Origin of the sequence: Streptococcus oralis subsp. oralis (assembly GCF_000960035.1) — a bacterium.
In the GTDB taxonomy this organism is placed as follows: Bacteria; Bacillota; Bacilli; order Lactobacillales; family Streptococcaceae; genus Streptococcus; species Streptococcus oralis_G.
In genome coordinates, this window is the sequence record NZ_JYGR01000005.1 from 891,075 (window position 1) to 905,365 (window position 14,291).

Below are 14,291 nucleotides of genomic sequence, written 5' to 3' on the forward strand. Positions count from 1 at the left end.
TGAGACAAGGCATCTCAACTCTTTTATCTATTCTCAATTTTACGTAATCTTTCCAGCGTTTCTTTAAAAATCTCTGGAATATCTGCTGTGAACTCCAAGGTTTCACCTGTTCTCGGATGGGTAAAGCCTAGAGTCTTGGCATGGAGAAATTGTCCATGTCCTTTCAGCGTTTTTCGAGGACCATAGACTTCATCACCAGCGACAGGATGGCCAATATAAGCCATATGAACACGGATTTGGTGAGTACGCCCTGTTTCCAGTTGCAACTCTAGCAAACTATAATCTCCAAAGCGTTCCAATACTTGAAAACGAGTCACTGCTGGCTTCCCTTTAGCAGTCACTGCCTGTTTCTTACGATCTTTTTCACTACGACCAATCGGAGCTTCAATCACACCACGATCATTGGGAAGATTGCCATGAACAATCGCCCAGTATTTACGGAGAGACTTCTTGTCCTTGAGTTCTTGCGCGAGTGCTAAGTGGGCCTCATCATTCTTAGCAATCATGAGGAGACCCGACGTGTCCTTATCAATACGGTGAACGATACCCGGTCGGAGAACACCATTGATACCTGACAAGTCCTTGATATGGTACATGAGGGCATTGACCAAGGTTCCACTAGTATGACCTGCGCTGGGATGAACCACCATCCCCTGAGGTTTATTTACGACGGCCACGTCCTCATCTTGGTAGATGATATCTAGCGGAATATCTTCAGCCACATACTCTAAAACCTCCGGTTCTGGCACATGATAAGTGACCACATCCCCCTCTTGGACAGTGTATTTGGCTTTCTTGGCTTGCCCATTCACCAAGACTTGTCCAGCCTTGATTTGTTCATTCGCGAGACTGCGTGACAATTCTGTCAGGTCCGACAGAGCCTTGTCTAGACGTTGCCCACCAGTTTCAATTTTTATTTCCATTTACTTCCTCTTTAAGCATTGCAATCAATAAAACAATGACACCAACTGTCAAATAGCTGTCAGCAACATTGAAAATCGCAAAGTTGATAAAGTCTAGGTGAAACATATCCACCACAAAACCTTGACTCATTCTGTCGATAAAGTTGCCCAGACCTCCCGCGATTATCAAAGTCAGTCCAAAAACTAACCAGAGAGAATCCTCCATGTGTTTATGTAAATACCCAATGGCACCGACCATGACGACCAGTGTAATGACAGCAAATAACCACTGCTGATCTTGTAACATGGAGAAGGCTGCTCCTCTATTTTGCAGATAGGTCAAGCTAACGAGATTGGGGATCCACGAGCGCACTTCACCCAGTGGAATCTGCTGGACAACATAATTTTTGACCAACTGATCCAGCCCAATCAAAAGCAGTACAATGACTGCTACTATTCCTCTTTTTTTCATGATTTCCTCTTTTGATCAAAATATTCTTGCATGACTTCTACGAAAAGAGTCCCAGCTTGGCTAAGCTCCACCTCTTCCCGTTTGACATAGACCATGCGATTATCTAGATTATCCTTGAGACGAATGACTGTGATTCCATTAACACTGTCACTATCTAAAAATCCAGATCCAGTCGCATAGGCATCTGTCCGCTCCAAAATACCATTCAAAGTAGCACGGTCGGTCACATTGAACATCTGGGAGCTCGCGCTGGTGTCGACAAAGTTCTCTGAATAGTATAGGTACTCATCTTTTTCCAGAGTAAAACGAACCGTTGGCAGATCCGCTAAATCCTCCATGACCAATTCCTCTTTCTGTGCTAAAGGATGTCCTTCACGAAGATAAATGTGAGTCTGGAAAGGAATTAGTTCGATAACTTCTAAACCAAGCTTTTCAACCCGTTGCATGATGCCCTTTTTATTTTGGTTGTTGAGGTAGATAATCCCAATCTCACTGTGTCCTTGCGCCACTTCGTCTAAGATTTGAACTGTAGTAGACTCAAAAACACGAAAGTTCTTATAATCAGGATAACGTTCTGAAAAGGCCGTAATGGTTGGTGGCAAGAAGTCATAGTGCTGACTGGTAATAGAAAATTCATCCTTTTCTTCCTCAGGATTGGCATACTGATTTTGAAAAACATCAAAGCCTTTAACTAACTCCTGCGCTTTCTCATAAAATTCCATACCACGACGGGTTAAAAACGTTCCCGAACTAGTTCGACGAAAAATCTTAAAGCCTAGCTCTTTTTCCAAATCGCGCACAGAAATAGACAGACTCGGCTGACTAACATACATCTTTTCAGCAGCTTCACGGAAAGTACCACTATTGGCAATGGCCACAACATAGCGTAATTGTTGAATGTTCATCTTTTACCCCCAACTTCTCTATCTGTTCATTATACCATATTTCAGAATTTTTCCAAAAAGGAAAAGATATCCATCACAAACTCAAAGCTAACTACTCTCTATTAAATTAAATATAGATATCAAAACAAAAAATAGGCTCTCCGAAAAATCGGAAAGCCTTATTTTATGCTAGTTCTAGCTTCCTCGCCTTTTCATTTTAAGGCTCGGGATAAAAAGGTTCACTGAACCTTTTTATTTTGCGATTGGGTAAACAGAAACTTGTTTTTTATCGCGACCTTTACGTTCAAAGCGTACTACGCCTTCAACTTTAGCGAACAAAGTATCGTCTCCACCACGTCCAACGTTTACACCTGGGTAGATGTGTGTACCACGTTGACGGTAAAGGATTGATCCACCTGTTACAGTTTGTCCATCAGCTGCTTTAGCTCCAAGACGTTTCGCTTGTGAATCACGTCCGTTTGATGTAGAACCTCCACCTTTTTTGTGGGCGAAAAGTTGCAAGTTGTTAAGAGTCATTTTTAACATAATGTTTTCCTCCGTGTTAGTTTTCTGTGATAACTCTGGTTTGGACGAACTCAGAAGAGTTCTCCGATAAGTTTGCCATACCTAAGAAAAATGATTCGAAGAATAACTGGGTCATTTCTCTCTGGTGTGAAGGAAGATCCGCTGGTATATCAACCTTTAGATAGCCACCTTCATCTTCGTTTAATTCTAAGATTGGTTCATAGCCTGCAAATTTCTCAATAGAATTGATAAAGTTAATGGCAAGCGTAGAAACCGATGCACACACGACATCTAAGCCGTATTCGCCACTCTCGGCGTGTCCAGTAATTTCCGCACTCCTCAGCTCGCCATCTTCGGCTCTCTCAAAGACTGCTTGTATCATGTGTTCTCCTTAAAATTAAGCGTTGATCGCGTTGATGACAACTTTTGTATATGGTTGACGGTGACCTTGTTTACGGTGGCTACCTTTTTTAGGTTTGTACTTGTAAGTAACAACTTTCTTTTGTTTTCCTTGTTTTTCAACAGTTCCAACTACAGTAGCTCCAGCAACAAGTGGAGTTCCGACAACAGTGTTTTCACCACCAACAAGAACAACTTCGTTAAAAGTAACTTCTTGACCAGCTTCAACGTTCAATTTTTCAACGTAAACTGCTTGACCAACTTCAACTTTAACTTGTTTTCCGCCAGTTTTGATAATTGCGTATGTGCTCATTATGCACCTCCTATGATTTTTAGGGTTTCCCCGTATTTTTGTGAAGACTCGCCTAGCATCGTGGGACGAACCACTTTATACTCACTATGTGAGCAACGATGTTCGTGCGGTTGCACAGGATTGTGCATAGTCAACTCTTCAAGTATAGCATATCTTCTTTTTTCTTACAAGCGAAATCAATCAAATTTAAGCTTTTTCTTTCCCTTTTTTTCTCCAAGAAGCAAAAAGCATACTGAAGTAAAAGATACTCATCATAAGAGGAACACCTAGAATTGTCTTCTCCTGATAATAAATCGTCAAATAAGCTGAAAAAACAACTCCGAAGACAAAACTGCTAAGCAAGCTAACAAAAATCAATCCCTCTCGTAGGAAAGGCGTATGCTTGGTCCGGAAATAATCTCCAAAAGCCAACATGGTTCGTTTAATATTCCCTGTCATAAAAGCATTATTATAGGCAATCCCTGACACTTCTCCAAAAGCAGTTGTCACCAGTCCCATACAAAAGGACAAGGGCGGTACGAGATAGATATTATCAACCGTTTGCGGCACAAAGCCTATAATTAGAGACAGGACTGCAAGTGGAATCAAGGACAAAATCGGTTTTTTAACGATTCGAAGTTTTTCCTTATACAATGTCAGAAAAAAGACACCCATCATAAAGGACAACAAGGTCATTACTTTGGCACTGGCATCAGATACATTTTGTTGAATGAGTCCTACAGAAAGAAAAACCACATTCCCAGTTTGTCCAGCCACAAGGGTATTCCCTCGTACGATAAAGGTATAGGCATCGACATATCCTGCGCAAAAAGTCAAAAAAAGCGCTAGTCTCTTAGACTGACGTGATATTTTTCTTATTGGTAATAATCTCATTTTCTCCCCCTTCTCATTTCATCTACTTATCTAAATATTGTACCACTTTCTCCAAGAAATTCGTAGCCCATTTGAAAATTTTTACCATCTGTTGGATAGTCCTTCTTTTCTATGTTATAATGAAGGAAGGATTTGAAGTCGGAAAAGGAGTATTTATGCTTAAATTAGGTGTTATCGGAACAGGAGCTATCAGCCATCATTTCATAGAAGCAGCCCATGCCAGCGGAGAATACCAGCTGGTCGCTGTCTATTCTAGAAAACTAGAAACAGCCGCAACCTTTGCTTCTCGGTATCAGGATATCCAACTCTTTAATCAATTAGAAGACTTCTTTAAGTCTTCCTTTGATGTAGTCTATATCGCCAGTCCAAACTCCTTGCATTTTGTTCAAGCAAAGGCTGCCTTGTCTGCTGGCAAGCATGTCATTCTTGAAAAGCCAGCTGTCACTCAGCCACAAGAGTGGCTGGATTTGAGACAGACAGCTGAGAAAAATCACTGTTTTATCTTTGAGGCAGCTCGTAATTACCACGAGGAAGCCTTTACCACTATCAAGAATTTTTTGGCAGACAAGCAAATTTGGGGAGCAGATTTCAACTATGCCAAGTATTCATCCAAAATGCCGAACTTGTTGGCTGGGGAGACGCCAAATGTCTTTTCAGATCGTTTTGCTGGTGGAGCCCTTATGGACTTGGGGATTTATCCTCTCTATGCTGCCGTTCGCCTCTTTGGAAAGGCTCAGGACGCGACTTACCATGCTCAACAGCTTGACAATAGCATTGACCTGAATGGAGACGGTATCCTCTTCTACCCTGACTTTCAAGTTCATATCAAAGCTGGGAAAAACATCACTTCCAATCTTCCTTGTGAGATTTACACAGCAGATGGAACCTTGACCCTCAACACGATTGAACATGTCTGCTCAGCTATTTTTAGCGACCACCAAGGAAATCAAGTTCAACTCCCTATCCAACAGGCTCCTCATACGATGACTGAGGAAGTTGCTGCGTTTGTTCAGATGATCCAGCAACCAGACCAGACGATCTACCAGACTTGGCTGGATGATGCAAGCTCTATTCATGAGCTACTATATACCATGCGCCAGACTGCTGGCATTAGATTTGAGGCAGAAAAATGAAAACCAAACTACCTACTGAATGGCAAGAACTGAGCGACCAACTCGGTTTCCAGGAATTTACCCCCATTCAAATTCAACTATTTGAACCCATCCTTGCTGGAGAAAACCTCCTGGGAGTGAGCCCAACAGGAACTGGTAAGACGCTAGCTTATTTACTCCCAAGTCTTCTCAGACTACAAAAGAAAAAAGCCCAACAACTCTTGATTCTAGCACCAAATACAGAACTTGCTGGACAGATTTTTGACGTGTGTAAAACCTGGGCGGAAGCTATCGGCTTGACTGCTCAGCTCCTCTTATCAGGTTCCAGTCAGAAACGCCAGATTGAACGCCTCAAAAAAGGACCAGAAATTCTCATCGGAACTCCTGGCCGTATCTTTGAGTTGATTAAATTGAAAAAAATCAAGATGATGAATATGGAAACCATCATCCTGGATGAATTTGACCAATTGCTCGATGATTCTCAGATACACTTTGTCGAGAAAATCACTCACTACGCACCTCGTGACCACCAACTCATCTATATGAGTGCGACGACCAAGTTTGACCAAGAAAAGATTGCTCCAAACACGCGCACCATTGATCTCTCTGATCAAAAGTTAGACAACATCCAACACTTCTACATGCAGGTAGACCAACGTCACCGAGTAGACATGCTACGAAAATTGGCTCATGTAGAGGATTTCCGTGGTCTGGTCTTCTTTAATAGTTTGTCGGACCTTGGAAGTGCAGAGGAAAAACTACAGTATCGGGATATCTTGGCTGTCTCCCTCGCTAGTGATGTCAATGTGAAATTTCGAAAAGTCATATTAGAAAAATTTAAGAACAAACAGCTAACCCTGCTCCTTGCAACTGACCTTCTGGCTCGTGGGATTGATATCGATAGCCTAGAATGTGTCGTAAACTTTGATATTCCTAGAGACATGGAAACATACACTCACCGCGCTGGTCGTACAGGTCGCATGGGCAAAGAGGGCTATGTTATCACTCTCGTAACCCATCCAGAAGACCTTAAAAAACTCAAGAAATTTGCAAGCGTGCGTGAAATTGTCCTAAAAAATCAAGAACTCTATATCAAATAAGGTTGGCATTCGCCAACCTTTTTCTTATCCCCAAGTAATTTCTAATTGATAGCTGGCAAAGGGGTGTCCCTCTTGGTTTTGCAGTTGATAGGCGAGTTCAATCTTTTGCCCATCCAGTTTGTAGTGATTCGTTTGGATGATAAACTCCTGCATCCCCATTGGAGTCGGAATATAGGCTAAACTATCACTATCCTTTAGAAATCTCATAATAGTCTTCGGATTGGAAAAACGGGTCATCACCAGTTCTTGACCATGAAACTTGAGAACCACTTTTTCTTTTTCCTCATTATAAAAAAGCAGATAGCTATAATCCCCTTTTTCACGCACTTCAACGTCATAGAGTTGATCAATCACTTCCAACTGTTCATCAAACTGAATCCTATTTCGCATCCGAATCTTCACATCATGTCCTCTTTCTTGTCTCTTGTCCTACTATTTTACCAAAAAGAGCAGGATTTTGCTATAATGGTCATATGAACGAAAAAGTATTCCGTGACCCAGTTCACAACTATATCCACGTAAACAATCAGGTCATCTATGACTTGATCAATACAAAAGAATTTCAACGTCTGCGCCGTATCAAACAGCTAGGAACTTCCAGCTATACCTTCCATGGTGGGGAGCACAGTCGCTTTTCCCACTGTCTAGGAGTCTATGAGATCGCTCGTCGTATCACGGAGATTTTTGAAGAAAAATATCCTAAAGAATGGGATACTGCTGAGTCTCTATTGACCATGACCGCTGCGCTCCTCCATGACCTCGGACATGGTGCCTACTCTCATACTTTTGAACATCTCTTTGATACAGATCATGAGGCCATTACCCAGGAAATCATCCAAAGTCCTGAGACAGAGATTCACCAAGTCCTGCTACAAGTAGCGCCAGACTTTCCTGAAAAGGTAGCTAGTGTCATCGATCATACCTACCCTAACAAGCAGGTCGTACAGCTCATTTCCAGTCAGATTGATGCAGACCGCATGGACTATCTCTTGCGCGATTCCTATTTTACAGGAGCATCTTATGGGGAATTTGATCTGACACGGATCCTACGAGTGATTCGTCCTGTCGAAAATGGGATAGCCTTTCAGCGCAATGGCATGCATGCCATCGAAGACTATGTTCTCAGTCGTTACCAGATGTATATGCAGGTTTACTTCCACCCAGCAACACGCGCCATGGAAGTTCTCCTACAGAATCTTCTCAAACGCGCCAAGGAACTCTATCCTGAGGATAAGGATTTCTTTGCACGAACTTCTCCACATTTGCTACCTTTTTTTGAAAAGAAAGTTACTCTATCTGACTATCTGGCTCTGGATGATGGCGTGATGAATACCTACTTCCAACTCTGGATGACCAGTCCTGACAAGATACTAGCCGACTTGTCGCAACGTTTTGTCAACCGCAAGGTCTTTAAATCCATTACTTTTTCAGAAAAAGACCAAGACCAACTCGCAACCATGAGACAACTGGTTGAAGAAATCGGTTTTGATCCAGACTACTACACTGCTATTCATAAGAACTTTGATCTCCCTTATGATATCTATCGTCCCGAATCTGAAAATCCACGGACACAGATTGAGATTCTACAAAAAAATGGAGAACTGGCTGAACTCTCTAGCCTGTCTCCTATCGTCCAATCCCTTGCTGGCAGCCGCCATGGGGACAATCGTTTCTATTTTCCAAAAGAAATGTTGGACCAAAACAGCATCTTCGCAAGCGTTACCCAGCAATTTTTACACTTGATTGAGAACGATCATTTTACCCCAAATAAGAACGAATAGAGGAAATATATGAGTATTAAACTAATCGCCGTCGATATCGATGGTACCCTAGTCAACAGTAAGAAGGAAATCACTCCGGAAGTCTTTTCTGCTATCCAAGATGCCAAACAAGCTGGTGTCAAAGTCGTGATTGCAACGGGTCGTCCTATCGCAGGTGTTGCCAAACTTCTAGACGACTTGCAGTTAAGAGACCAAAGTGACTATGTCGTGACCTTCAACGGTGCCCTTGTCCAAGAAACTGCTACTGGACATGAGATTATCAGCGAATCTTTAGCCTATGAGGATTATCTGGATATGGAATTTCTCAGTCGTAAGCTCGGTGTCCACATGCACGCTATTACCAAGGACGGTATCTATACTGCCAATCGCAATATCGGAAAATACACGGTGCACGAATCAACCCTCGTCAGCATGCCTATTTTCTACCGCACTCCAGAAGAAATGGCTGACAAAGAAATCGTTAAATGTATGTTTATCGATGAACCAGAAATTCTCGATGCTGCGATTGAAAAAATCCCAGTAGAATTTTACGAACGCTACTCTATCAACAAATCTGCTCCTTTCTACCTTGAACTCCTTAAAAAGAATGTAGACAAGGGTTCAGCCATCACTCACTTAGCTGAAAAACTAGGATTGACCAAAGATGAAACCATGGCGATCGGTGACGAAGAAAATGACCGCGCCATGCTCGAAGTCGTTGGAAATCCCGTTGTCATGGAAAATGGAAATCCAGAACTCAAAAAAATCGCCAAATACATCACCAAAACAAACGACGAATCCGGCGTTGCCCATGCTATCCGTACGTGGGTACTGTAAAATGCTTAAGGATAGAAAATAAACGACACCCCAAAAGTAGAGATGAGACTCTAACTTCTGGGGTGTTCTTTTTGATTTTTCGCCAAACCTTCTAATCAAATCATCTAAATAATCCCAGTCTATCTAGTTCTTTTAGGGCAGATTCTCTTGATGGGTATGGATTTCTATTGATGAAAATTTTTACTGTTTCGACGTGATGATAAAGATCCATGCTGATGTCTTTTAAATTTCCAATAAAGACATCGAGCAGTTCTGGTTCAATGTTCTCTAAGGGAGAAGGAACCTCTTTCTTATTTTCAAACTCAAAAGCTTCTTTAGCAGTCTCACCTATTGCATAACTAATATTGTCCCACAAGAGACCATTCGCTTCATTTTCATCTAATTGCATGTAGATAAATATTCCACTGAAGTCTGTCCCATCATCTAAAAGGCGATAAAGTTCCTCTCCCCTTTTATCTCTATTCTCCAAAAAACTCCAACATGCATCCAAGGCGGTTCGAATACGTGAAATATATTGCGTTTCCATACGATTCGCAATTGCCTCCGCAAAAATCAACATAAAACAACTAATCAGAATATCATCTCCTAATTTACACTTGAACGAAATAGCCTATCAATTCTCGTCTGATAAAAATAGTGGTCCAAAGTATTTTTTAACGAGCTCATCCTTTAAATATCCTTCTATTTCTGGACCAGTTATTTGTGAAATAAGCTCCCTATTTTCAGCTAGGATTTGTTTGTAACTTGAAGAAAGAGCCTCAAGTATGTCCTCGTCGGCACTTTCAATCGTTTGTGGCAGGTAAACCTCCTCAGAAGCAATATATGAGTAGTGACAAACTAGGACAAAGAAATTAGCGATACAGTTCCATACTAGTGGATTGGTTTTCTTATCCAGCTCCTGAAATGTCAAGATATCCAGCTCGTCCATATTTTCCAGTCCAGAATATAAAAGATCTGGGCAAAAATCACTCTCTTTATCAAGCTCCTGTTTTGAAAGTTTTAAGGAATCAAGGACAAACTCCTGATATTCTTTCTCACTGATACGATCTACAAGACCGTATATCAACTCCTGTAGGAAGCGTAATAAATTTCTATTTTCATTCATTGAATTTCCTTTTATTACTAAAAAACTAACTTGGTGATCCACTGAAAAACGTGGCACTCACTCTTCCTCCTCAAACATCAGAGTATCTAATTCTTCTCTCTCAATAGCAATTTCTTCAAATGTAGAAATAAGATTATTTACTATTTCTAAGGTGATAATACCAGTCGAATCTCTTATCGTAACCTTGGTTCCAATGGTATTCAACTCATGGATGAGTTCTCGAACCTTTCTCAATCCATCCAAATCTAACATGTATACTTCTATCACCGCGTCATGATCTTTGATTCTAGATTTGATTAAAGAGAAAGGCAAGGATGAATGGTTTCTTAACAACTTATAGGTCCCTGACTTGTCACCTATAGAATCAATAAAAATAGCTAGCATCGTTTCCGTTCCTTTTATTACTCTGGTAATTCTACCTTTAAGCTCATATCAGTCGGTTGCAATACTTTCTGAACAGCTGCTAGGAATGCTAGACCGTTGTCTGATGGAGAATACTGGAAGGTGATATGAATGACTTTTTTGTCAAAGCTATCGCCATATCTCTCTACATATTGCTTGTTTTCGAGGAAGTAGATGTAGTTGTTGAGTTTTTCTTGAAGTTTCAAGAGATGCTCCTCTTCGGTATCTGGAAGCCAAAGATTACCATCAATTAATAAAAGTTCCAAGTCTGTATCACTCGTTCCGATTGCATCAATTTCTGAAACCTCTAACAGAATAGGGATACTTTTAATCCTACATCTAAACTTTACAATCTCATATAATTCTTCAATAGCATCCTTTTCTCTTTCAAAACTAGCTTTTTCATATAACTGTTGACGTTCAGTCACCTCATACACTATAAATCTATTTGCACTTAAATCCTGATAATACCCTATCGCAAACTGCTCTAAAACTTTTTTATTTAAGTACACAGTATAATATCTAAGTTTGTTACTATTAAATTTTAAAAAGTCTAATAATTCCTGTTTTCTCATTTAAAATTCTCCACAACTCTTACATTCACTATGGCGTTTGCTATAGCTCTACTACCTTAGGTGGATTATAGTATTTTTCCTTAAATTCCTTAAGAATCTTCTCTACCTTTTCTTCGTCACACTGTCTGTATAATGGACTACGGTCTAATACATTACATAGTCTTTCATAGGTATAAGTAGGTTTCTGTTCATCTGATAGTTTTGAGATACTTTCTATAATATTTCTTACTAACTCATCAGTCTCAATGACAAAGGGAAGGCTTGTATATTTCTTTACCCATCTACTTTGAATAGAAATATATTTAATTACCTTCTTTAATCTCATTAAATCAATAGATAAGCTAAAATCTTTCAAGATTTCAAAAGTTCTGCGCGCTATATCCCTATCACCTTCCATATACAAAGGATATAAGCAATATTCCATTAATACTCCAATATCTGTACTATCCACGTCATAAGAATCTCGTTGTCGAAAACAATACTTAGCTTCCGTCCCTAGAAAAACTTCAGCTTCTTTCCCTTCCTTCATTATTTCACGATAGTCTTTTACAAAATTTTGATAGTATTCTTTATTTTTCAATTTATATGTCTGCATTTATTTACTCCATTGATTTATTCTGAAAATTCCCTCAACTTGAACAATTTTATTAGTCCCAGGCTTATAGACACTTGGATTTTTGATTTCATAATAGCCTTGACGTTCAATCGCAGATAGAAAATCATCGTAAGAATGCCCCGTTGTGTCAATCGTTGGCATAAGTAGTTCGCTATTTTACCTGTTGAATGAGAGTTTTAATTCTAGTCTCATTATAGCATAAAAAATATAAGTAGAATCAACATGCGAAAAACTTAAAACCATCTGAGAGACTTTTCAGATGGTTATCTTTACACTATCTTCTTCATTATTTTCTAACATCTGAAAACGTTAACCGAACAGGAATTTTTCTTAAAACCCTTGCTTTTTCAAGACAGCTTGCAGAGTTTCAGGAGAAATCGGGTCCACAAGAACATACTTGGCATCTAGCATATAGATGCCCTCAGTTAGCGATTCCAAGTACTGTCGATAAGGAACTTCGGCTAGTTTTTCCCCATCGGCTGTCATGATAAACAGTCGTGCAACTGCAACCTTACTTCCTCGATACTCTTGTAAATATTGAGGTTCTAGCTCTGGTTGAGCCGGCAAAATAGTTCGTCCTTCACTATTTAGATAATTGATAGGGATAATGATGTCCTCTCCATTTTGCTCTACTTTAAAAACTTGCTGCTCAGAGTAATAAGCATTTAGCTGTTGGGTAAAGCGCAAACGCTGGTCATAACTATTTAAGAGTTGCTCGTCCAGCACATGGATAATCTGCCCTAGGTAGAGTTCATTGATGTTAATAGGACGTTTCACTCCCATAATTTCCACGATGGGATGGACTTTTACTTCCTTAGTCAATTCTGAAAGAGCTGATAAGAAAATATCTGTGAAATGAAATTCTAGAATAGAATCTTTATCATACGCCACACCATCATGTTCACATACAGTTACGTCTAAGAGAATGAGCAAGGTTTTCAAGAACATCAAGGCCCCAGTCCAATCAGAAGCTGTCGCCAAATCTGGAACAGATACCTGATAAGCTTGACCATCAAAAGATAGACGGAACCCTAAACTAGACTTCTCTTTGACCCCAAACTGAACAGAATGGAAATCCGAAATAAGAGAGTCTGCAGATGGCTTTAATCCTGCATCCTTAGCGGAAACGCTGTAACATTCAAAGAGTTCTGCTTGAAGCACCTCACCAATTCTTAGTGATTGGTTGCTTTTTATTGTAAAAATAACTGATTTCATATTTTTCTCCTTCGGTCTACTGGCAAATCCTTTCTACGACGTAGAATCGTTACTTCGCTGACAGGGATTTTTCCTGATGCATACATTGTCTGGCCATATTTCTCATCCAATAATTCCGCATCATCAGCTAAATTGTTTTCAATTAGAAATTCTTTATCAAAAACCAGGAGTCGCACATAAGAATCAGGTGCTGTAAAATCATCATCTCCACGCTTGTGACCAGCCATTGCAAATTCCTGACCTTTGTATAGGACACGATCATAAACCGAATACCTCTGACTAACCTCACTATAAGACAGAAATTTCCCGTATACGCCTTCTCCAGCATCACATACATAGGAACTATAGGGAATGTAGCCTTCTTCCAGCATTGTTGGATCTTTTGATAGAAGAATATAGCCATTTATATAATTCACAAAATTCGAGTATACTTTGTTTTGATAAACTAGAAATTCTTTACGCATACTAACCCTCCACATATTCCATTATACCACAAAAAGAGAGCGGTTTTCGCTCCCTCAATTAAGCTAGTAATTCTACTTTTATATCTATCTATTCCGTAGTCTGTTCTTTAGCATGGTTCTCTCTAAAATCTTTTTTGGATCTATCAATGACTCTACGCAATTCCTCATCATCAACTCCGGGAAGATGGAAATCATAGTTATGCGTCTCTTCTTTTGAAGATTCCGTTCCTGAACTTTCTGATTTCGTGCTCTCTTCAGTAGAAGACGATGCTCCAGAATCTGAAGAGTTAGCTCTTTCAGAACTAGAAGAGCTTGATGTTTTAGGTGCTTTGCGGTCCAATTTTGGTATCTTATTGATTTCCTCAATACTAGGTATTGGCTTATTCGCTTTAACCGGTCTGTAGAGCATCGCAAAAGAGAAGAATAAGGCTACAACTGTTCCTATACACGCCAAAGTTCTTTTACTCGATTCTGACGAAGGAACTTTGACGCCACTTGTACTCAGTTTCTTCCATTCAGGATGTTCTTTTTCTATCTCTTTTTTTTCTTCCCATAGCGGAACTAGCAGAAAATGATTAAAAGGCACAACTGTTCCCATAGCTGTTGCTGCAAGTGGGATAAATCTAGAAAGGTTAAAAATGAGTACTACGCTTAGTATTGCAAATATAGTAAATAGAAATATCACTAATCCTAAGCGAATTTTATATTCTTTTTTAATCTGGAGATATTGTTCTTGA

The 14,291-nt window shown here is 40.0% G+C and carries 19 protein-coding genes, 2 pseudogenes and 1 other annotated feature; of the genes and pseudogenes, 5 read left to right on the forward strand and 16 right to left on the reverse strand.

What is annotated here, in order from left to right:
• Nucleotides 1-23: 23 nt before the first annotated feature.
• From TZ92_RS07615 to TZ92_RS07625, 3 genes are read right to left on the reverse strand one after another with little or no spacing between them, the layout of a single operon-like run.
• Entirely contained in the window at nucleotides 24-923 is a 900-nt protein-coding gene (locus TZ92_RS07615) for an RluA family pseudouridine synthase (protein WP_033629934.1), read from the reverse strand.
• The gene (lspA, locus tag TZ92_RS07620; RefSeq protein ID WP_033629935.1) at nucleotides 907-1,374 is read right to left on the reverse strand and encodes a signal peptidase II; all 468 of its coding nucleotides are present in this window, start codon (nucleotides 1,372-1,374) and stop codon (nucleotides 907-909) included. The genes TZ92_RS07615 and lspA overlap by 17 nt, the downstream gene beginning before the upstream one ends.
• Entirely contained in the window at nucleotides 1,371-2,279 is a 909-nt protein-coding gene (locus tag TZ92_RS07625; protein ID WP_033629936.1) for a LysR family transcriptional regulator, read from the reverse strand. Before TZ92_RS07625 ends, lspA begins: the two co-directional genes overlap by 4 nt.
• On the opposite strand from TZ92_RS07625, the pseudogene TZ92_RS10270 reads away from it, so the two are divergent.
• A pseudogene (locus TZ92_RS10270) lies at nucleotides 2,272-2,346 on the forward strand (AraC family transcriptional regulator); the annotation flags it as partial. The gene TZ92_RS07625 and the pseudogene TZ92_RS10270 overlap by 8 nt on opposite strands.
• A 164-nt stretch (nucleotides 2,347-2,510) precedes the next feature.
• Here the strand turns inward: TZ92_RS10270 and rpmA are convergent.
• The 4 genes from rpmA to TZ92_RS07645 form a co-directional block, all read right to left on the reverse strand.
• Entirely contained in the window at nucleotides 2,511-2,804 is a 294-nt protein-coding gene (gene rpmA / locus TZ92_RS07630) for a 50S ribosomal protein L27 (RefSeq protein ID WP_000916509.1), read from the reverse strand.
• Between the two features lie 16 nt (nucleotides 2,805-2,820).
• Complete coding sequence (locus TZ92_RS07635; RefSeq protein ID WP_000613696.1) at nucleotides 2,821-3,165, reverse strand: ribosomal-processing cysteine protease Prp; 345 nt, start codon at nucleotides 3,163-3,165, stop codon at nucleotides 2,821-2,823.
• Nucleotides 3,166-3,180: 15 nt separating this feature from the next.
• Complete coding sequence (rplU, locus tag TZ92_RS07640; RefSeq protein WP_000109141.1) at nucleotides 3,181-3,495, reverse strand: 50S ribosomal protein L21; 315 nt, start codon at nucleotides 3,493-3,495, stop codon at nucleotides 3,181-3,183.
• Nucleotides 3,496-3,529: 34 nt separating this feature from the next.
• Nucleotides 3,530-3,617 (reverse strand) — a sequence feature (ribosomal protein L21 leader region).
• 64 nt (nucleotides 3,618-3,681) lie between these two features.
• On the reverse strand, nucleotides 3,682-4,368 hold the full coding sequence (locus TZ92_RS07645; RefSeq protein WP_033629937.1) for a YoaK family protein: 687 nt from the start codon (nucleotides 4,366-4,368) through the stop codon (nucleotides 3,682-3,684).
• 155 nt (nucleotides 4,369-4,523) lie between these two features.
• On the opposite strand from TZ92_RS07645, the gene TZ92_RS07650 reads away from it, so the two are divergent.
• Nucleotides 4,524-5,501 (forward strand): Gfo/Idh/MocA family protein, encoded by a 978-nt coding sequence (locus tag TZ92_RS07650; protein ID WP_033629938.1) that lies wholly within the window; start codon nucleotides 4,524-4,526, stop codon nucleotides 5,499-5,501.
• Nucleotides 5,498-6,580, forward strand: coding sequence for a DEAD/DEAH box helicase (locus tag TZ92_RS07655; protein WP_033629939.1), 1,083 nt, complete (start codon nucleotides 5,498-5,500; stop codon nucleotides 6,578-6,580). Before TZ92_RS07650 ends, TZ92_RS07655 begins: the two co-directional genes overlap by 4 nt.
• A gap of 24 nt (nucleotides 6,581-6,604) precedes the next feature.
• On the opposite strand, the gene TZ92_RS07660 is transcribed toward TZ92_RS07655, so the two are convergent.
• Nucleotides 6,605-6,982 (reverse strand): YwiB family protein, encoded by a 378-nt coding sequence (locus TZ92_RS07660; RefSeq protein WP_080702646.1) that lies wholly within the window; start codon nucleotides 6,980-6,982, stop codon nucleotides 6,605-6,607.
• 71 nt (nucleotides 6,983-7,053) lie between these two features.
• On the opposite strand from TZ92_RS07660, the gene TZ92_RS07665 reads away from it, so the two are divergent.
• Both TZ92_RS07665 and yidA read left to right on the forward strand, forming a co-directional pair.
• A complete protein-coding gene (locus TZ92_RS07665) occupies nucleotides 7,054-8,361 on the forward strand; it encodes an HD domain-containing protein (RefSeq protein WP_033629941.1) in 1,308 nt (435 codons plus the stop codon).
• A 9-nt stretch (nucleotides 8,362-8,370) separates the two neighbouring features.
• On the forward strand, nucleotides 8,371-9,177 hold the full coding sequence (yidA, locus tag TZ92_RS07670) for a sugar-phosphatase (protein ID WP_033629942.1): 807 nt from the start codon (nucleotides 8,371-8,373) through the stop codon (nucleotides 9,175-9,177).
• A gap of 100 nt (nucleotides 9,178-9,277) precedes the next feature.
• Here yidA and TZ92_RS07675 read toward each other — a convergent pair whose 3' ends face one another.
• From TZ92_RS07675 to TZ92_RS07705, 8 genes and pseudogenes are all read right to left on the reverse strand, one after another.
• Complete coding sequence (locus TZ92_RS07675) at nucleotides 9,278-9,754, reverse strand: Imm6 family immunity protein (RefSeq protein ID WP_080702647.1); 477 nt, start codon at nucleotides 9,752-9,754, stop codon at nucleotides 9,278-9,280.
• A gap of 36 nt (nucleotides 9,755-9,790) precedes the next feature.
• On the reverse strand, nucleotides 9,791-10,282 hold the full coding sequence (locus tag TZ92_RS07680) for an Imm6 family immunity protein (protein WP_033630200.1): 492 nt from the start codon (nucleotides 10,280-10,282) through the stop codon (nucleotides 9,791-9,793).
• Between the two features lie 57 nt (nucleotides 10,283-10,339).
• The gene (locus TZ92_RS10275) at nucleotides 10,340-10,534 is read right to left on the reverse strand and encodes a hypothetical protein (RefSeq protein WP_223329019.1); all 195 of its coding nucleotides are present in this window, start codon (nucleotides 10,532-10,534) and stop codon (nucleotides 10,340-10,342) included.
• Between the two features lie 149 nt (nucleotides 10,535-10,683).
• A complete protein-coding gene (locus tag TZ92_RS07690; RefSeq protein ID WP_033629945.1) occupies nucleotides 10,684-11,259 on the reverse strand; it encodes a DUF6572 domain-containing protein in 576 nt (191 codons plus the stop codon).
• A 40-nt stretch (nucleotides 11,260-11,299) separates the two neighbouring features.
• Nucleotides 11,300-11,854: an NAD glycohydrolase inhibitor gene (locus TZ92_RS07695; protein ID WP_033629946.1), complete on the reverse strand. Its 555-nt coding sequence runs from the start codon at nucleotides 11,852-11,854 to the stop codon at nucleotides 11,300-11,302.
• Nucleotides 11,855-12,019: pseudogene (locus TZ92_RS10115) on the reverse strand (hypothetical protein); the annotation flags it as partial.
• A gap of 186 nt (nucleotides 12,020-12,205) precedes the next feature.
• Nucleotides 12,206-13,090, reverse strand: a complete 885-nt coding sequence (locus tag TZ92_RS07700; protein ID WP_033629947.1) for a DUF4299 family protein — start codon at nucleotides 13,088-13,090, stop codon at nucleotides 12,206-12,208.
• Nucleotides 13,087-13,554, reverse strand: a complete 468-nt coding sequence (locus TZ92_RS07705; RefSeq protein WP_033629948.1) for a hypothetical protein — start codon at nucleotides 13,552-13,554, stop codon at nucleotides 13,087-13,089. The genes TZ92_RS07700 and TZ92_RS07705 overlap by 4 nt, the downstream gene beginning before the upstream one ends.
• Nucleotides 13,555-14,291: the final 737 nt, after the last annotated feature.